The following is a 16,794-nucleotide window of genomic DNA, read 5'->3' as shown; positions in this document are numbered from 1 at the left end:
GGATGGATGTCAGTTGGCGGGAACGGGTTCGCGCGCAGGTGCGGTGTCGGCGGGATAAGCGCCGCTCGCATCATGCACTTCCTTGCCGGTGACCGGCGGGTTGAAGACGCAGGCGGTCAATATGTCGGTCTCGGGGCGCACGATATGGCGATCATGATCGTTGAGCGCATACATCACGCCGGGTTCCAGCTTGTGTGTCTTCCCCGTGCCCAGATCCTCGATCGTGCCGGTGCCTTTCAGGATGAACACCGATTCCAGATGGTTCTGATAGTGCATCTTGAGCTCCGACCCCGCGAACAGCGTCGTGATGTGGAAGGAAAAGCCCATGCCATCGTCCTTGAGCAGCATGCGGGCGCTGGCCCAGCCGTCCGAGCGGACATTCTGGTCGGTCTTGCGAATGGCGTTCAAATTGCGAACGATCATGGTGTTTTCTCCTGCGTTATTCGGCGGCGACGGCGTAATCGGCGGCCATCGCCTGACGGATTTTGGTTTCGAGGATGTCGAGCCCGGTCGCGAGCGTCGCGTCGTCGATGATCAGCGGCGCGAGCACCTTGATCACTTCGTCGTGCGCGCCGCTGGTCTCGATGATCAGCCCGGCGTCGAAACAGGCCGCGGTGACCGCACAAGCGAGCTCGCCCGACCCGGTGCTGACGCCGCGCATCATTCCGCGTCCGCGCGTTTCGAAACCATGCTCGGCCGCGATCCGGTCGAGCCGCGTTTCGAGCAGAGCGCCGCGGCGCGCAACGTCGCGCTGGAAATCGTCGCCGCTCCAGAAATGGCGGAGCGTCGCGGTCGCGGTGACGAACGCGTGGTTGTTGCCGCGGAAGGTGCCATTATGCTCACCCGGCGACCACTGGTCGAGTTCGGGACGGAACAGCGTCAACGCAAAAGGCAGTCCCATGCCTGACAGCGATTTCGCCATCGTGACAATGTCGGGGGTGAAGCCCATGCCTTCAAAGCTGAAAAAGCCGCCGGTGCGGCCGCACCCGGCCTGAATATCGTCGATGATCAGCAGCGCGCCATGCGCCTTGGCAATCTCGGCGATCCGGCGCAGCCATTCGGGCGATGCGGCGTTGAGGCCGCCTTCGCCCTGAACGGTCTCGACGAGAATTGCGGCGGGCGCATCGAGACCGCTCGACGGGTCGGACAGGCGTTGTTCGAGCAGATCGGCGGTATCGACCTCCGGGCCGTAATAATCATAATAGGGTTCATGCGCGACATGGCTGAGCGGCACCCCGGCGCCGCCGCGCTTGGCGGCGTTGCCGGTGCAGGCGAGCGCACCGAGCGTCATGCCGTGGAAGCCGTTGGTGAAGGCGATGACCATCTCGCGCCCGGTGATCTTGCGGGCGAGCTTGATCGCGGCCTCGACCGCGTTGGTGCCGGTGGGGCCGGTGAACATCATGCGATAATCGAGCCCGCGCGGGGTCAGGACCACCTCTTCGAACGCGCGCAGGAAGTCCTCCTTGGCGTCGGTGTGAAGGTCGAGGCCATGGGTGATGCCGTCGGCGGCGATATAGTCGAGCAGCGCCTGTTTCAGCAGCGGATGATTATGGCCATAGTTGAGCGTCGAGCAACCCGACAGGAAGTCCAGGTAACGGCCGCCCTGATCGTCGTGCATCCACACGCCCTGGGCTCTGCCGAACTGACGCGGCATCGAGCGCGCATAGCTGCGCACGCCGGATTCGCGTCGCTCATAGATTTTTCGGTCCGGAATCGTGCCGGACGGTTTCGGTGACATATTCATTTAATTACCCCTGGGCTTTCTGAATCTTGCTAAAGGTCAATGGCCCGATGCGGGCCTGATATTCGGTCGGATAGGCGCCGGCGAAATGCGCCTCGCGCTCGAACAGCGCGGTGCGCTCCAACTCGGCGTCCCAATCGCGGGCAAGGCCGCGAAAGAGCGCCCATGAGGCCTTGTTGCCGTCGGTGATCGTCGTGATCAGATGCGTGACGTCGTGTTGCGCGGACCGCGTGAGCAGCGACTTGATCATTTGACTGGCCAGACCTTTGCCGCGTCCTTCGGCCGCGACGGCAACCTGCCAGACGAAGAAAGCACGCGGGTCCGACGCAGGGCGATGCCCCGAAACCCAGCCGACGATCCGGTCGCCGAGTTCAGCGATCACGCACTGATCTGCAAAATGCGTACACTGGATCAGGTTGCAATAGGCCGAATTGCGATCGAGCGGCGGGCAGCGCGAGATGAGCGCGGTCACCGCCGGGCCGTCAGTGCTGACCGGCGGGCGAAAATGCAGCGCGGCCTGCGACGAGGGCTCAGCATCCAAATCCGGTTGCGAGGGCAAGGACGCATCGTCCTTTTGCCGATCTAAAATAATTCATCTCCTGAAATAAGTTGCCAAGCAGACCCTGAAGCGCTGAGCATAATGTGACGCAAATATAGGATTTTTGACTGAGCAATCAACCCCAGAGCGGATAATATGATTCATTACCTGAAATATATTGCCGCTTGCCGCGACAAAAATTTTGCCATTGGTGCGCAGGCGCCGCGCGGCTAACAGGGACGGATGGAAGCCGCGATCGCCAATGCCACGCTGAAAGCGCTACGCCGGATTTTGCGCGCGACCGACGGCGGCAATCGCAAGCTCGCCGCGGCAACCGGGCTCACGCCATCGCAGTTGCTCGTGCTTCGCGAAGTCGAGGCGCGCGACGAAGCCACCCCGGGCTCAATCGCCCAGCGGCTTCAGTTCAGCCACGCGACGATCACCGCCATCGCCGACCGGCTCGTCGATCTGGGGCTAATTACGCGGACGCGCGGCGAGCGCGACAAGCGGCAGATCCTTCTCAACGCGACAGCGGAAGGGAGCCAGAGGCTCGCCGATGCTCCCGACATGTTGCAGGAAATCTTCGCCGAGCGCTTCGCTGCGCTTCCAACTTGGGAACAGGCGATGATTTTGGCTGGCACCGAGCGGCTCGCTGTCATCTTGGGAGCAGGCGACCTCGATGCGGCACCCCTCCTCGACACCGGAATCATCGACCGGTCGGGCGTCCGCGACGCGCAATAGAGTGGCATTGACCTACGCTACGTCGGCGCCGCGCACTTCCAAGCTGAGGGTTCTGTCCGTCATTTGTGCATTTCGATCGTTTCCACCGGGCCCGGCATGGAACGCAGGGTGGAGGGTTGGAACCAAGCGTTCGCTGAAGCCGAGGCAGATTTGGGCCATCCGCTTCATTCTGGATCGCGAGCATCGTCTACGCCCGGCTTCGCGATCAAACGGGATTTGATCAGGAAATGGCCGCGATGGCACGCGTCCGGGTGTCGCGCGACAGACAGGCAAGGACCGCTTCTGGGCCGGCGAACGGGGCGAGACCCCGGTGGTTTTACGGTATTGGCGGGCAGTTACGATTAACGCATTCCAGGACATGGTGGCCGAGGAAGCGCCGGCATCGCCGCCGCCAAGCTACTCTATATGTTGATCAGAAGGGCTCTTTGTCGTGGATCGTATAAATAATGTCGTAGCCATTCTCCGGTCGGGGCCAGCAAGGCTGCCGGAACTGGCCATACGGAAAAACAAGTTGCTGGGTGATGTTGTGGCGGCGACAGGTGCCGACCATCTGCCGCTCGACATTCTGGCCGGCGCGCTACTCGAAGCTTCTGAGAGCGACAGCGATATCCAGCGGATGGGCTGGGCGTTGCGGGGGGCTGCTTTTTTCAGCGGCGCGGATCAGTCTGCCGTCTGACCAGTAAGCAAAGCGCAAGGCCGCCGTGCCTTTTCAACCTGATGCAGTTTTGGCGAACAGCAACGTCGTGCGACAACAGTTTCGGCCCGCTTCCTTCGCCATGTATAAAGCCCGATCGGCCGATGCGAGGAGCGCGTGCGGCATCGCTACCGATCCGCCGTCGCGGGCAAATGCGGTCGCTGCTCCAAGACTGATCGTAATCACACCGCTTGTCGTCGCGCCGTGCGGGATTTCCAGTGCTTCAACGGCCGCGCGGGCGCGCTCGGCCGTCAATGCTGCGCTGCGGCTGTCGGCATCGCCGAGCACGATCGCCAGCTCATCGCCGCCATAACGGGCGAGCAGACCGCCCGAACCGGCGAGCGAGGATTGCAAGGCTGCTCCGACACTGCGCAGGCAGTCGTCGCCGACCTGGTGGCCGTTGGTGTCATTGAACTCTTTGAAATGATCGATGTCGATCAGTAGCAGCGACATTTGCGACTTTTCGGCCGATGTGCGCTGCCACTGGCTTTCCAGCCCTTCGTCGAAGGCGCGGCGGTTGGCGAGGCCGGTAAGTCCGTCGCGCATCGCCATCGATCGCAGCTCGTCCTCCAGCGCCTTGCGATCGGAAATGTCGCGCATGATGACCGCCCGGTCACCGGGCGCGCCATCCGGCGCCGTCGCGATCAGCCGCGACGCGACCTCGACCCAAATGATCTTGCCATCGCCGCGGATTACCCGGACCGTCACGGTCGTATTATCGACCGCTTGCCGCAGCACGTCTTGCCGTGCCGCAGCGATAATCGCTAGATCTTCGGGGACCACGAATTCGGAGATGTGCCGTCCAATGACGTCCTCCACGGACCGCTGAAACAGCCGTTCGGACGATGGGGAGATATAGCGGAACCGCATGTCGTCGCTGACCTGCGCGATGACGTCGATCGAATGCTCCGCAATCAGTCTCAAGGTCTCCGCCGCCGAGATGTCGGAGTTAGTCCACTGTTTCATCATGAATTTCCAAAATCGGATGTTCAAGGTGCAGTGCCGCCGTGTGGCTAACAAGCGATGAAGACCGGGCGACTTTGCGACGGGTTGAGCCGCCGCAAATCGACCGTTGAATTGCTGTGCCGGCACGTGCGCACTGGAATTGGTGACGGCGGATCAAGTGGGGCTGATCCGCCGTCGTTCGAAGGGACCAACCTTCGGAAAGAAACGGATAGCGGCCCCGGTGTTAACCACAGTCAACCACGCGACACGGGAAAACTACGGTATGGGCCGCTGCACAACTTCGCATCGCCAATCGCGGAAACATGCTATCCTGCGCGCACGCAGATTTTATCGACGGCGCTGAGCGACAGCGCGGATCAGCAGGCCGCTCTGTTGGAGGGCGGCATGGCCCAGGGATAAGTGGGATGACAGCGACAATCGAACCGCAGGGCGGCGATCGGGGCAATCCCGCTGGTCCTTTGGTAATTTCGATCCAGAATTCCTGCATTCCAATATTGTTTATCGACGTCGCCCGCGAAAACCATCGTGTCGCGATCGCAAATCCCAGCTTTTTCGCCATGGCCGCGCTCTCGCATACCGAGGTGCTGGGGCGATCCGCGGCGGAGGTGTTCTCGGACATTACCGATGCGGATAGCGTCGCGACAATCGAGACGCTGCTCGAGGCTGGTCAGCCAACCACATGGGAACTGACCTGTCGTCGGCGCGATGGGTCGGCATATATCATGAGCGCTTTGCTCCATCCGGTGCGCGACCATGCAGGGGCGCGTCGCCAGCATATCTTGTCCTTCTATCCTCTTGACGGCCAGGCCGTGCGCCCGCGCAGCAATCCGGCCGAATCGCGCGCGCTGTACAAACATGCGCCGGGCTTCATCGCGACGTCAGAAGGCCCCGATCACCGGATCACCTTTACTAATGAATCCTATCGCCGGTTCGTCGGCGACAGAAAGCTCGATGGCCTGACGGTGGCCGAGGCGATGCCAGAGATTGCCGCGCAGGGCTTTGTCGCCATACTCGACCGGGTGTTCCAGACGGGTGTGCCCTATCGCGGCGAAACGGTCGCCTTCGATCTCCAAGGTGCAAAGGGCGGGCGGATGGTTCGGCGCTACGCCGATTTCGTTTATGAACCAGTGCGCGATGCCGATCTGAATATTGTTGGCATATTTTGCGAAGGGTATGACGTCACTGAACACCAGGAGGCCGCGGCGGCGCTGCAAACCTTGCAAACCGAACTGGTGCATACATCGCGCGTCAATGCTATGGGGACGATGGCGACGACCTTGGCGCACGAGCTCAATCAGCCTCTCAGTGCGATTGCCAATTACGCCGCCGGATGCCTGCGCCTGGTGGACGGCAGCGATATCGACAATGCCCCGGTGCGGCAGGCGCTGAACTCGATCGAGATTGCCGCCAAACGCGCCGGCGCGATCATTCGCACGCTGCGCGACCTGACCGATCGCCGCGTTCGCGCCAGCGAAACCTTCGAGCTGAAAGCCGTCGTCAAGGAGTCGATCAATCTGGTGCGCAGTGCCTGCTCGATCGATACCGAATTACGCTATGCCATCCCTGCCAATCTGAAGCTAATGGCGGACCGTACCCAAGTTCAGCAGGTCGTTATCAACCTTCTGCGGAACGGCTGCGAGGCGGTGTCGGACCTGGAGCAGCAGGAAGTCAAGATTTCGGCCGAAACCACCGCTGACGAGATCGTTGTTGCAGTGCGCGATACGGGGCCGGGCGTTTCGGCCGAAGCGGCGCAAGGCATTTTCACCTGGTCCGACACGATCAAGGAAGGCGGCATGGGCCTCGGCCTGTCGATATCGCGCACGATCATCGAGGCACATGGCGGTCGCATCTGGCTGGAACATTCGTCCGATGCAGGCTCGGAATTCCGCTTCTCGCTGCCGATTGCACGGGCTGACGTCGAGGAGACCGCGGGATAGCCAAGGCGCCGCCTTCGCCTGATGTCACACAGTCATGAGTTCCAACATCATATCGGTCAGCCAGCGCGCGGTGCGCTGCTTGTCCACGCCGGGCGGACTTGCCAACACGCGCGCAACGTGGCGTGCGATAAACAACGACGGCCCATTGTACGCCAAAGCCCAATCCTGGAATTTTCGTTCGCGGATCGGCGTACGACGGATAACCGTCACGCTCTGATGGCGTTCGTCGTGCTCAATCGACGTCATCAGTGCCGCGATGTTATCCTCGGGGCCTTCCATTATCTGGGCGAAGTGATCCCCGGTGAACAACAATGCGCCGCTTATGTCGCGGCGCAGATTGTTTGCGATCGACGCCTCCACCAAATCGGCCACGGCGGCCGTTGCGCGCGCCGGTTCGATGAGGCTGCGGCTCACATAGAGCGTCGAGATCAGCATGCCAGCGAGAGGCTTCCGCGCATTGTTGGATGTTTCGCAGGCATGTGAAGTTTCGCCGGCATATAATCCGGCATCGCTCGCTTGATCAGCGACGGAACGTCGGCTGCCGGGGCAGGCGTGCAGTAGAAAAAACCTTGCCCCAGATCGCATCCGTGACGGCGCAGGAAGGACGCCTGCTCAACCGTTTCAATGCCTTCGGCCACGGTTTCGATCCCCAGGCTTTTCCCGAGCCCGATCAGCGCCCGCACGATGGTCGCATCGTCGGGGCGGGTCGCAACGCCAGCGACGAACGAGCGGTCGATCTTGATTACATCGACAGGAAATTGCTTCAAATGGGTCAGCGACGCAAAGCCCGTCCCGAAGTCGTCGAGCGCGATGCGCACCCCGCGCTCGCTTAGCAACGCCAGCGCCCGCGTCACCTGCTCGGTCCCACGTCCCAGGAAGACGCCTTCGGTGATTTCAAGTTCGATCATCGCCGGGTCCAGTCCGCGGGTGTCGATAGCGTCCAGCAGCCGTTCGCCAAAATCATCGCTTTTGAAATCGGTCGCGCTGCTGTTGATCGCGACATGGCCGAACGCGGCGCCGACATCGACCCAGTGCCGGATGTCATCGAGCACCTGCGCCAGCATTTGCCGACTGATATCAGCCGCGAGTTTGCCGTCGCTAAAGGCGTGCGCGAACATTTCGGGCAGCAGCGGCGGCGCGCCAGCCTGTTTGCAGCGGGCCAATGCTTCAAAGCCGACGATCCGGCCCGTCGCCAGGCTCACCTTGGCCTGATAATGCGGGATCAATTCATTTGCGGAGATCGCCGCACGCGCGATCTCAAGTATACGCGCCTGACGGTCGAAATCCTCCGCCATCGCGAGCGAAAAGATGGCCGAGCAGCCGCGCGATCTTTTGGCAGCGGCCAGAGCAAGGTCGCTGCACTTGATCAAATCGTCGGCGGAGGTCGCGTGGTCAGGATAGATTGCGACACCGATGCTGGCCTCGCAATCGATGACCCGCCCATTGTGCTTGAACGGTTTGTGCAAGCGATCACCTAGCGAACGCACGAGCATTTTCAGGTCGTCGCTGGGGCCGATGTCGGGAATGACGAGCCCAAATTCGTCGCCGCCAAGACGCGCCACGGTGTCGGTTTTGCGCGTGGCAGCCCGAAACCGTTTAGCAAAGGCACAGAGCAGCGCGTCGCCAACATCATGGCCAAAACTATCGTTGATCTGTTTGAAATGGTCGACATCGACGGTCATGACCGCCGCACGGCGCCCCGATCGCTTGGCCTCTTCCAGCGCCGCATCGAGCTTTTCGCGGAACAGGTTGCGGCGGGGCAAACCGGTCAGTTCGTCGTGGTTCGACATGTGCCGAAGCTGCCGCGACAACGTCCTTTGCAGCGCCACCTGCTGCTTTTGCAGAATTACGGCATGCCGCAGTTCAAGCAGCGATTCGACCTGCGACGCTAGAATTTGCAGCGTCAGTCGTTGGGCTTCGGTCAAGCCGTCGGGGCGTGGCACCGGGTCCATCACGCATATTGCGGCGATCGGTGTCCTGTCATTCGCAAGCACCCGCATGCCGGCATAAAAGCGGATATGGGGATGACCGGTCACGAGCGGATTTGCGCCAAACATCGGGTTCAGGGAGGCGTCCTTGACCAGGAATATACCGGGAGTTTCAAGCGCGTGCGCGCAAAAGGATTGCTCGATTGGGGTCTCGGCAACACCGAGGCCGTGTTCGGCTTTGAACCATTGCCGGGTGCGATCGATAAAACTGATCGCGGCGAAACTGGCCCCGAACACCTTAGCTGCGAGCACGGTCAGATTATCGAAATCGCGCTCGGCGGCGCTGTCCAAAATATTGTACCGCGCAATCGCCAGGCGGCGATAGGAAGCTTGCGAGGTCTCGGTGCCGGGCTCCTCGATATAGTCCTGCGATCGCAACTTGTTCCCCCTTCGGCGGCATTCATATGCCTCAAGCGTCCGGCATGCACGACAGATACTGCAAGGGCTAGGTCGGGTTATTGCGGGGCGCCGCATGCAACCATTATTAACCTTCGCCGTAATGTGTGTAGGGCGCACCGCCTTCCAGCCACAGCAGTTGCCATTGCAGGTGAATCGATGATCGAAATTCGGGACGAACCGGACGGATCGTCTGGCCGAAACGTCTATGTGATCGATGACGACGTTGACGTTCGTCAGTCACTCCATTTCTTGCTCGGCACATCCCATATTCGGGCGTGGCCATTTGCGGCAGCGGACGATTTTTTCGATCATTTGCCGACGTTAAAGCCGGCGCCCATTCTGCTCGATCTACGCATGCCGAAAATGGACGGTCTCCAGATGCTGGTAGAATTGCGCTGCCGCGATGTGTTGTGGCCGGTGATCATGATGACCGCGCATGGGGACATCGCGACGGCGGTGCGGTCGGTAAAGATGGGCGCAATCGAGTTTCTGGAGAAACCTTTCGAAAGCGGGTTGCTCGATCAGGCGCTGTCAGCAGCCTTTGGCATGCTGGGCGCGCTTCAGGAAACCGCGGCGGCACGATCACACGCCCGCGCGCTGCTCGATTCCCTGTCGGCGCGTGAAAAGGATGTCGTTGCAACCTTGCTCGACGGATCCCCGAACAAGTTGGCGGCCCATCATCTCGGCCTGAGTGTGCGAACCGTGGAGATGCACCGGAAAAATGCGCTGACCAAGCTGCGGCTGAAAAGCATCGCCGAGGTTGTCGCGCTGGTCGCCAAAGCGGAGCGGACGCTCGACCTGTCGAGGCATGCAAAGCAGGACGCGGACAATCGCGCTCAGTAACGCGGCCATGTCACCGCATAAGTTTAAAGATTTCATGACTTGGCGCTGTGGTAGTTCCCACAGCTATCAATTCCCCGCAGCACCTTTAACTTTGCCGTTGGAAGGGGCATTGGATGAACACGCACAGTTTAAACACGTACGGCAGCGATCCGTGGCACGGGTCGATTACCGACGATCAATCGCCGGGTGACGACAAGCGTTCGCAGCCCCGTCAGCGCAGCGTCTTTCGTGTCGCGCGCGTTTCAGTGGCGGGCGAAGAGGGCTTCGCGCGGGTTCTCAATATTTCCGATGAAGGGCTAATGCTCGCTATCCAGTTGCGCATCGCTCCCGGCGCGGACTTGCAAATTGATTTGTCCGAGGCCATTCGGCTGAAGGGAAAAGTCGTGTGGCACGACGGCCAAAACTGCGGCGTGCAGCTTGCCTATCCGATCGACAGTGCGGCCACATTGGTGCGGCTGTTCGCCGACAGCGTCCGGGGCGGCGACCGTCCGCTACGCCTTCATTGCTCGACCGAGGCCATTGCCAGGGGTGAGTTTGGGACGCGAAACGTTCAGATAGAGAATATTTCGCTGCGCGGCCTGATGGTCCGCCATGATGGCAGCCTGCAAGAAGGCCTGAGAGTGAAGTTTGTCCTCGGCATTATTGGCGAACGCGAAGGCGTTGTGCGCTGGTCGCAAGAGGGGCAGGCAGGTATTTCTTTGCTAACCCCGTTTTCATTGCAAGACCTTGGGTCGACGGGCAAACTCGCACGTGCTGGCGTGTGATAGTTTTAGGGCCGGGGTGGCGAAATGCTGGCGACCTGGCAATCGGCTCGCAGCGGGCTCAGGTGAGGGCGGGAGCGCCCGCCGCCCTCAAATGCTCAGAAGTCCATCGCTGGCATCGGCATCGCCATCTCTTGGGTGATTTAGACCCCCGCCATTCGCAGGCCACCGGCAAAATTCTGGCGAGCGCTGCAGCGCTCGCGATCGCCTCCGCCGTCAAAACTTTGATTTTCGGAATTCTCCTGAGCGTCGCGACTATACCAAATACAGGCGCCAACGGTGCCGCCCAGCAGAACGTCTTTCAACGATGCGACGACGCGATGACGTCACTCAGGACCTCGCGGCCCTTCGTCTTCGTCGCCGCCCGGGCCGAGCTGACCTGGCTCGTCGTCATCGCTGCGTTCGCCGCGATATGCGTCCATGTCGATCCGACCAGAGCGTTCCATCTGATGCATGTGATCAACGACGTCTTGCACGTCGTCGGTCTCATCGCTGGACGCTGGTTTTTTGCTGTCCGCCAACGGGTGCTCGCTGCGGGCCGCTTCGGCGACAAACTGTGCCTGCGCGTCCTCGTCATCCTGTGCCCGATTTACCCCCTCCGGCGCGTCAGTGTTTTTGGAATCGGCGATCATTGTACTGGCTCCTGCGTGACGTGATAGCAACGCTGGTCCGGTTCTTACGGTTCCGTCATTCAGCAGTAAGCGCGTCTGTGCGGTGGGCGCAGCAACCGTCATCTACGGTCAATTGGCGGCGTTGCCGGTGGCGACGCGATGCTGATCAGACGGCGGGTGCGTTCGAGATGATCCTTGCGCCTGAGCCGAAAGGCTGTGCTTATGGCTGCAGAGTTTCAATTCGCCGCGGCGCTCGCTAGCCGGAAATACATCGATGATTGCGCCGATCCACGCAAAACTCTGTCACTTTCCTATCTGCCCAGACTATTTGGACATGGACAGAAAACCCCGCGACCGCCGCAAGTGGGCGAGCCTTTATAATATTCCCCGGGAATGAAGACTGGCCCGGCACGAGTGGCCGGTGCGCTTTGTGAGCTGCATGCAAAAGCCGACCGTGCTTTCGGTGCATGATACGTCCGATCCGGTCGCCCAGATCTCTGCGCTGCAGACGTCTAAGAGCGAGCGCACGCGTCTCGGCTTCGACATCACGGCGCACGTCGCCTACGGTGGGGCGCGCACCGTAGATTTTGTCGCCCTTCGCCTCGGCAGCGATTTCTTGGCAGAGGCCTCGCTGGGCCGCTTTTCGCCGTCCTGCCATCCAAACCGACAAACTCAGTTCGGCGGCTTTCCATTGAAACGCGAATGTAGGTCGACGCCAATTAGTCCGCGCCGCCCTAGCAGTTGCCCTTAACTCCATCAGCACAGTCGCCAACCGAGTCGACATCTTTCGCTGCACCATCAACAGTGTTGCAAGCAGATAGCGCCAGCATCGAGCTGCCAAGCACGAAAATTGTCAGAAGCCTCTTCATTTTCTTTCTCCCACGGTGGGCGAACTGCCCACCGCTGAAGACTACGACCCTTTGCAGCAATCGTTCCCTTGTATCGGTCCGTGCCCGCCAAGGCGTTCAAAATGCTCGCTCGGCTGACGGCTTTGGATTAGCGGCGTCCAAGAGCCGACTGCCGCCACCAGCCACATCTGACCAAGTGCTCAAAGCGCATCAGCTTGACCGCCGCTGCGCTATGAAGATGGTCCTTCTCCTCGCGATGGCGGCCGCTGCGATATATTTTGCCTTCCGCTGCGGCGCAAGCGTAACCGTCGCCGTGACATAGCGCGCGGGAGATACCGGGGTGAGTAGCAGACCAAGATACAGGCCGCGCCAGCGAGACGCGACTTTTCCGGGCTGTTTTGATGCAACACCTCGGCAACTCTTCCGATCGCAGGAAAGGCCAGAGTGGCTGGCGATCCCGGAACTTCGCATCACGACGACAATCCTGTCCAGTCAGACATATATCTGTCGCCGGGCATTCGGATCAGCGACGAGGCATGGCTTTACGAGCCCGGGCTTGCAGCGGCGCAGGGCGCGTCAGGCCTTGGGCATGTCTCAAGAGCAGCGCCGTCGTCGCATCGCGATCGACAGCCTTCGAATATAGGTAACCTTGCCCAAGGTGACAGCCTGCGGCACGGAGTTGTCGTGCCTGGCCTTCCGTCTCGATACCCTCGGCGATAACTCGGATATCGAGCTTGCTCGCAATCTGGAGGAGACCTTCGACGATGGCCAGGCTCGCGTCACCCGGCGCAAGGCGGGCAGTGAAACTTTTGTCGATCTTGATGATGTCGACCGGCACCGTCAGCAGGTGAGTGAGCGAGGCATAGCCGGTGCCGAAGTCGTCCAGAGCGACGCGCAGACCCTTGGCGCGCAGCGCTTCGACTGCGCGCTGAACGATGCGGTCGCCTTCGCCCATATAAACCATTTCGGTCACTTCGAGGATCACATGCTCGAGCGGGACATTTTCGTGTCCGAACGCGTCGGCCAGGCGACGGTCGAGCATGCCCCCATGCATGTCCGCCGAAGACACATTGAGGCCGACGTGCTGAAACGGGATGCCCATGTCGAGCCAGGCGCGGACATCTGCCGCCACGATCGCCATCATGCGCGCCGTCATCGCCATCGCGACGTGGACATCATTGGTCGCTTCCTGAAAATCGGCGGCCGCAACGACCTGGCTGCCGATGCGCATTCGGCACAAGGCCTCGAGACCGACGATTTCACGCGTGTCGAGCCGCACGACCGGTTGATAATAAGCGTCAATCCGATGATCGCGGAGCGCCGCATCGACATCGCGGATACTTCCGAGACGACGCGTAATATTTGTCCCGAGGCCAGGCCAGTAGCGCACAAAACCTCCGCGCCCGGTGTCCTTAGCATGATAAAGGGCGTAGTCGGCATTCTGGCGGACGCGCTCCGCGACCCGGTCGCCGGGGGACAGGGCAGCGCCGCCGATTGTGGCGCGTGGAACAATCATATGGTCTGCGCACTGAGCCGGTTCGGCGAGGACAGCGAGAATATTCTCGGCCGTCCGCTCGAGATCCGCCAGCGTGTTCGGGGACTGCAATATGATTGCAAATTCATCGCCGCCAATCCGGAAGGCCGGATCCGGCGCAACCGCGTTGGCTATGCGCTGCGCTGCGACCTTCAGGAGGCAGTCACCGGCATGATGACCAAAGGTGTCGTTCACGACCTTCAGATTATCGAGATCAATGATGAAAAGCGCCCAATCGCCTGGCGTGCCGCAATCGAGTGTGCCCAGCGCCGCATTGAACGCGGCGCGATTTGGCAGCTCGCTGAGCGCGTCGGTGAAGGCGCGCTGTCGATGAACATGCATGCGGTGCTCGCGGTCGAGAGCGATGGCACAAAGGTGGACGCATTGCCGGACGATTTCTCGTTCGGCTTCGGTGGGGCCCCGGCAATCGCGATAGTAGAATGCAAACGTGCCGGACGCCTCGCCAGCCGCGTCAAGGATCGGGCTGGACCAGCAGGCGCGAAGCCCGATCGGCAAGGCCAGATGCCGATAATCAGCCCAACGCGAGTCCGTTTCGATGTCCGTCACCGTTACCTCGGACCGCAGATAGGCGGCGGTGCCGCAAGATCCCGTGGTGGGGCCAATCTTGATACCATCAAGCGCTGCAGAATATGCGGTAGGAAGGCTTGGACCGGCGAGGGGGTGGATAATGCCGCGGTCGTCGACTGTCAGGATCGAACAAATCGCGCTTGGAGCCAGCTTCTCCGCTTCAAGGCACAGCCGCGAGGCGGTGTCGGCCAGAGGTTTGCCCTTGGCGATCATCTCGAGGATGATGTTCTGAAGCGCTAGCACCCTTTTCTCGAGTGACGCGACGACTGCCGAGTTGTGGTTTGAGCCATGGCTATAACTGCCTGATGAGGGCTTAAGATTTACCTTCAAACCCGCTTGAGGCGCGAATTGTTCCGTCCCCTGGACCGGCTTGACGACCCGGTAGCATTGCATGCATCCGACGGCGAGGTAGGATCTGGCCTCCTGTCATGCGCTGGCGTCCGCCGCGCTTGTGCGCAAAGAGCGCAGGAATGCCAAGGCGGAGGCGAACCAGAGGCCGGTAAACGCCACCTCCATTCACGTGCTGCGGCGATTAACCCGATGCCGAAGTGAGCAAATGCAAAATATCCCGTGGCGAGGCGCGGGTCGGCCAAAGGCGCGCGCGCCAGACCCGTTACGGCCCGTCGCTGCCGTGCCAGCCCCCGACGATCGTCCCCGACGCCGTGCGCCCTCGCTTAGGCGGCGATATTCACCAGCGCCGCCTCATCGGGGGTGCAAAAGATGGCCCGCGCCTTGCCACTCGCTTTCGCGCGATAGAGCGCAGCGTCAGCGCAAGCGAGTAAGCACTCAAGTTCGACGCCCTGCTCGGGCGCTATCGCGATTCCGACACTCACCGAGACATGGACGTCGCTGTCGCCGATTTCATAAGCAAGGCTAAGTTGCCGGATGATCCGAAGCGCGAGGAACCCGTGGACACGCAAGCCGAAATAGCGGCGCGGGACTCGGGTTGGGGGAAGCGGTGGGAACTTGCTTCGCTCGGTCCCACGGCGCGAGCGCGCACGCACATCCGCATGGGCCCAAACTTGGCACCGCACGCAACTTCATCGGTTTCAGAACGTTTCCTTCGGGACTGCGGGCGGGCCAAAATGGAGACTGTAATGAAACGCGTTGATTTGGATGCAACCCATATTCTCGCTGCCGACCACCGCACGGTCGAAGACCTGTTTGAAGAGTTCGAAAAAGCCTCGAGTGCGGATCGAAAGGCAAAGCTTGCGAAGCAGATCTGCACCGAGCTCAAGATCCACGCGCAGATCGAAGAAGAAGTTTTCTATCCGGCGCTGAAGGGAAAGATCGACGACGACCTGCTGAAGGAAGCCTATGTCGAGCATGATGGCGCCAAGGTGCTGATCAATGACATCGAAGCTTCCGGACCCGACGACGAATATTTCGACGCGAAGGTCACGGTACTGTCCGAAGAAATCAAGCATCACGTCAGGGAAGAAGAGAAGCAGCAGGACAATATGTTCCAGCAGGCGCGAGCGGCCGATGTCGATCTCAAGGCGCTTGGACAGGCGATGCTGGCGCGCAAGGAAGAGCTCAAAGCGCAGGCTGAGAGCACGGGACTGCCGCCGGCTGAACTTGCGACGATCCGAGCTTGAGCAGCTGCCAATGCCCGTGACCGGATGGAAGCTTGATCGCGCAAGTCGCGAATTCCTCGTCGATATATTCCCGCCGCGCTGGCGCGATCTGGTCGCCGATCATGTGACGCTTGATGCACGGGCGTCGCGGCGCGACCTGCCACCGCCCCAAGCCGACGCCGCCGTCATCGGTCACGCCGATGACGGCGAAGGGCTCGAGGCGCTGGTTGTCGCGATCGACGGCAGGACTAAGCGTCCCGACGGGAGCGTTTGTCACATCACCTGGTCGCTTGATCGTGACAAAGGGCGCCGGGCGGCCGAAAGCAATGTCCTGCTCACCGAACGCGGTTGGCGCCCGCTAGCAGCGCCGATCGCGATCAAGCTTATTCCTGCGCGGTTCTGATGCGGCTTTTCCTCGATTGTGATGGCGTCCTTGCCGACTTCGAAAGTCGCGCGGGCGAAATCCTCGGCATGCACCCGCGCGCGTTCGAGAAGCGGCGCGGCCTCCCGACCTTCTGGCGGGAACTCGCCCGCGCGTCCGACTTTTATGCAAGCTTGCCGCTGCTGCCCGGGGCGCGCCGGTTATTCCAGGCCGTACGGCACCTCGATCCGGTGATCTTGACCGGGTGTCCGCGCGGCGGCTGGGCCGAGGCGCAGAAGGTCCGCTGGGCTGCCGAGCATTTCCCGGGGACCCGCATCATTACCTGCATGGCGATTGACAAACGGCGCCACGGTCAACGCGGCGATATCCTTGTCGGCGACAGGCTTAAACACCGGCATCTTTGGGAAGCGATGGGCGGGAATTTTGTTCACCATCGAGATGTCGAGGCGACTCTTGCAGCGCTTCGTAGCCTCGGTTTAGATTTACATGACCGAGTGCGATAGCGTCTCTTTCACGATGCTGGCCGAGGCGTTGGCGCTGGTCGGGCTCATCGTCAGCGCGCAGTCGTTCCTTGCGTTTTTGCTCGCGATGCGGCGGGCGCCCGAACCTATCATACAGCTATTGCCAAAGCTGCAAGATAGGTCTG

Annotated in this window: 18 protein-coding genes; 10 read left to right on the top strand and 8 right to left on the bottom strand. The window is 61.1% G+C overall.

Annotated features, from left to right (window positions below; genetic code table 11):
- Positions 1-9: 9 nt before the first annotated feature.
- Genes K0M74_RS16475 through ectA form a run of 3 tightly spaced genes read right to left on the bottom strand, consistent with a single transcriptional unit; the run spans position 10 to position 2,252 of the window.
- On the bottom strand, positions 10-423 hold the full coding sequence (locus K0M74_RS16475; RefSeq protein WP_293974907.1) for an ectoine synthase: 414 nt from the start codon (positions 421-423) through the stop codon (positions 10-12).
- A 16-nt stretch (positions 424-439) separates the two neighbouring features.
- Positions 440-1,744 (bottom strand): diaminobutyrate--2-oxoglutarate transaminase, encoded by a 1,305-nt coding sequence (gene ectB / locus K0M74_RS16470; RefSeq protein WP_293974906.1) that lies wholly within the window; start codon positions 1,742-1,744, stop codon positions 440-442.
- A 4-nt stretch (positions 1,745-1,748) separates the two neighbouring features.
- Entirely contained in the window at positions 1,749-2,252 is a 504-nt protein-coding gene (ectA, locus tag K0M74_RS16465) for a diaminobutyrate acetyltransferase (protein WP_366932692.1), read from the bottom strand.
- Positions 2,253-2,522: 270 nt separating this feature from the next.
- Here ectA and K0M74_RS16460 point away from each other — a divergent pair, with 270 nt between their 5' ends.
- Both K0M74_RS16460 and K0M74_RS16455 read left to right on the top strand, forming a co-directional pair.
- The gene (locus tag K0M74_RS16460) at positions 2,523-3,020 is read left to right on the top strand and encodes a MarR family transcriptional regulator (RefSeq protein ID WP_293974904.1); all 498 of its coding nucleotides are present in this window, start codon (positions 2,523-2,525) and stop codon (positions 3,018-3,020) included.
- Positions 3,021-3,450: 430 nt separating this feature from the next.
- Positions 3,451-3,696: a conjugal transfer protein TraD gene (locus K0M74_RS16455; RefSeq protein WP_293974903.1), complete on the top strand. Its 246-nt coding sequence runs from the start codon at positions 3,451-3,453 to the stop codon at positions 3,694-3,696.
- 33 nt (positions 3,697-3,729) lie between these two features.
- On the opposite strand, the gene K0M74_RS16450 is transcribed toward K0M74_RS16455, so the two are convergent.
- Positions 3,730-4,680 (bottom strand): sensor domain-containing diguanylate cyclase, encoded by a 951-nt coding sequence (locus K0M74_RS16450; protein ID WP_293974902.1) that lies wholly within the window; start codon positions 4,678-4,680, stop codon positions 3,730-3,732.
- Positions 4,681-5,084: 404 nt separating this feature from the next.
- Here K0M74_RS16450 and K0M74_RS16445 point away from each other — a divergent pair, with 404 nt between their 5' ends.
- Complete coding sequence (locus K0M74_RS16445; RefSeq protein WP_293974901.1) at positions 5,085-6,617, top strand: ATP-binding protein; 1,533 nt, start codon at positions 5,085-5,087, stop codon at positions 6,615-6,617.
- A gap of 24 nt (positions 6,618-6,641) precedes the next feature.
- Here K0M74_RS16445 and K0M74_RS16440 read toward each other — a convergent pair whose 3' ends face one another.
- Together K0M74_RS16440 and K0M74_RS16435 are read right to left on the bottom strand one after the other, a co-directional pair.
- Positions 6,642-7,052, bottom strand: a complete 411-nt coding sequence (locus K0M74_RS16440) for a BLUF domain-containing protein (protein WP_293974900.1) — start codon at positions 7,050-7,052, stop codon at positions 6,642-6,644.
- Complete coding sequence (locus K0M74_RS16435; RefSeq protein ID WP_293974899.1) at positions 7,046-9,079, bottom strand: EAL domain-containing protein; 2,034 nt, start codon at positions 9,077-9,079, stop codon at positions 7,046-7,048. Before K0M74_RS16435 ends, K0M74_RS16440 begins: the two co-directional genes overlap by 7 nt.
- 81 nt (positions 9,080-9,160) lie before the next feature.
- Between K0M74_RS16435 and K0M74_RS16430 the strand changes: the two genes are divergently transcribed.
- From K0M74_RS16430 to K0M74_RS16415, 4 genes are all read left to right on the top strand, one after another.
- Complete coding sequence (locus K0M74_RS16430) at positions 9,161-9,847, top strand: response regulator (protein WP_293974898.1); 687 nt, start codon at positions 9,161-9,163, stop codon at positions 9,845-9,847.
- A gap of 113 nt (positions 9,848-9,960) precedes the next feature.
- Positions 9,961-10,611, top strand: a complete 651-nt coding sequence (locus K0M74_RS16425) for a PilZ domain-containing protein (protein ID WP_293974895.1) — start codon at positions 9,961-9,963, stop codon at positions 10,609-10,611.
- 131 nt (positions 10,612-10,742) lie between these two features.
- Positions 10,743-11,264 carry a hypothetical protein gene (locus K0M74_RS16420; RefSeq protein WP_293974893.1) on the top strand — a complete coding sequence of 174 codons (522 nt, stop codon included), beginning with the start codon at positions 10,743-10,745 and terminating at the stop codon, positions 11,262-11,264.
- 394 nt (positions 11,265-11,658) lie between these two features.
- Positions 11,659-11,970, top strand: coding sequence for a hypothetical protein (locus K0M74_RS16415; RefSeq protein WP_293974890.1), 312 nt, complete (start codon positions 11,659-11,661; stop codon positions 11,968-11,970).
- A gap of 620 nt (positions 11,971-12,590) precedes the next feature.
- On the opposite strand, the gene K0M74_RS16410 is transcribed toward K0M74_RS16415, so the two are convergent.
- Together K0M74_RS16410 and K0M74_RS16405 are read right to left on the bottom strand one after the other, a co-directional pair.
- Positions 12,591-14,402: an EAL domain-containing protein gene (locus K0M74_RS16410; RefSeq protein WP_293974887.1), complete on the bottom strand. Its 1,812-nt coding sequence runs from the start codon at positions 14,400-14,402 to the stop codon at positions 12,591-12,593.
- 461 nt (positions 14,403-14,863) lie between these two features.
- On the bottom strand, positions 14,864-15,193 hold the full coding sequence (locus K0M74_RS16405) for a diguanylate cyclase (RefSeq protein ID WP_293974884.1): 330 nt from the start codon (positions 15,191-15,193) through the stop codon (positions 14,864-14,866).
- Between the two features lie 93 nt (positions 15,194-15,286).
- Between K0M74_RS16405 and K0M74_RS16400 the strand changes: the two genes are divergently transcribed.
- From K0M74_RS16400 to K0M74_RS16390, 3 genes are read left to right on the top strand one after another with little or no spacing between them, the layout of a single operon-like run.
- Positions 15,287-15,787 (top strand): hemerythrin domain-containing protein, encoded by a 501-nt coding sequence (locus K0M74_RS16400; RefSeq protein ID WP_293974979.1) that lies wholly within the window; start codon positions 15,287-15,289, stop codon positions 15,785-15,787.
- 10 nt (positions 15,788-15,797) lie between these two features.
- Positions 15,798-16,169, top strand: a complete 372-nt coding sequence (locus K0M74_RS16395; protein WP_293974881.1) for a hypothetical protein — start codon at positions 15,798-15,800, stop codon at positions 16,167-16,169.
- Positions 16,169-16,651 (top strand): hypothetical protein, encoded by a 483-nt coding sequence (locus tag K0M74_RS16390; protein WP_293974878.1) that lies wholly within the window; start codon positions 16,169-16,171, stop codon positions 16,649-16,651. Before K0M74_RS16395 ends, K0M74_RS16390 begins: the two co-directional genes overlap by 1 nt.
- Positions 16,652-16,794: the final 143 nt, after the last annotated feature.

Origin of the sequence: Sphingopyxis sp., assembly GCF_019459305.1 — a bacterium.
Taxonomy (GTDB): domain Bacteria; phylum Pseudomonadota; class Alphaproteobacteria; order Sphingomonadales; family Sphingomonadaceae; genus Sphingopyxis.
The sequence above is the reverse complement of the archived record's forward strand: the minus strand, read 5'-3'. Positions and strand labels throughout refer to the sequence as shown.

What these genes read in the sequence shown, in the direction of transcription:
- K0M74_RS16430 (WP_293974898.1), top strand. Translation starts at nt 9,161, where the DNA reads ATGATCGAAATTCGGGACGAACCGGACGGATCGTCTGGCCGAAACGTC.
- K0M74_RS16415 (WP_293974890.1), top strand. Translation starts at nt 11,659, where the DNA reads ATGCAAAAGCCGACCGTGCTTTCGGTGCATGATACGTCCGATCCGGTC.
- K0M74_RS16435 (WP_293974899.1), bottom strand. Translation starts at nt 9,079, where the DNA reads ATGCGGCGCCCCGCAATAACCCGACCTAGCCCTTGCAGTATCTGTCGT.
- K0M74_RS16450 (WP_293974902.1), bottom strand. Translation starts at nt 4,680, where the DNA reads ATGAAACAGTGGACTAACTCCGACATCTCGGCGGCGGAGACCTTGAGA.
- K0M74_RS16460 (WP_293974904.1), top strand. Translation starts at nt 2,523, where the DNA reads ATGGAAGCCGCGATCGCCAATGCCACGCTGAAAGCGCTACGCCGGATT.
- K0M74_RS16475 (WP_293974907.1), bottom strand. Translation starts at nt 423, where the DNA reads ATGATCGTTCGCAATTTGAACGCCATTCGCAAGACCGACCAGAATGTC.
- K0M74_RS16425 (WP_293974895.1), top strand. Translation starts at nt 9,961, where the DNA reads ATGAACACGCACAGTTTAAACACGTACGGCAGCGATCCGTGGCACGGG.
- K0M74_RS16410 (WP_293974887.1), bottom strand. Translation starts at nt 14,402, where the DNA reads ATGATCGCCAAGGGCAAACCTCTGGCCGACACCGCCTCGCGGCTGTGC.
- K0M74_RS16390 (WP_293974878.1), top strand. Translation starts at nt 16,169, where the DNA reads ATGCGGCTTTTCCTCGATTGTGATGGCGTCCTTGCCGACTTCGAAAGT.
- K0M74_RS16440 (WP_293974900.1), bottom strand. Translation starts at nt 7,052, where the DNA reads ATGCTGATCTCGACGCTCTATGTGAGCCGCAGCCTCATCGAACCGGCG.
- ectB (WP_293974906.1), bottom strand. Translation starts at nt 1,744, where the DNA reads ATGAATATGTCACCGAAACCGTCCGGCACGATTCCGGACCGAAAAATC.
- K0M74_RS16400 (WP_293974979.1), top strand. Translation starts at nt 15,287, where the DNA reads ATGAAACGCGTTGATTTGGATGCAACCCATATTCTCGCTGCCGACCAC.
- K0M74_RS16395 (WP_293974881.1), top strand. Translation starts at nt 15,798, where the DNA reads ATGCCCGTGACCGGATGGAAGCTTGATCGCGCAAGTCGCGAATTCCTC.
- K0M74_RS16445 (WP_293974901.1), top strand. Translation starts at nt 5,085, where the DNA reads ATGACAGCGACAATCGAACCGCAGGGCGGCGATCGGGGCAATCCCGCT.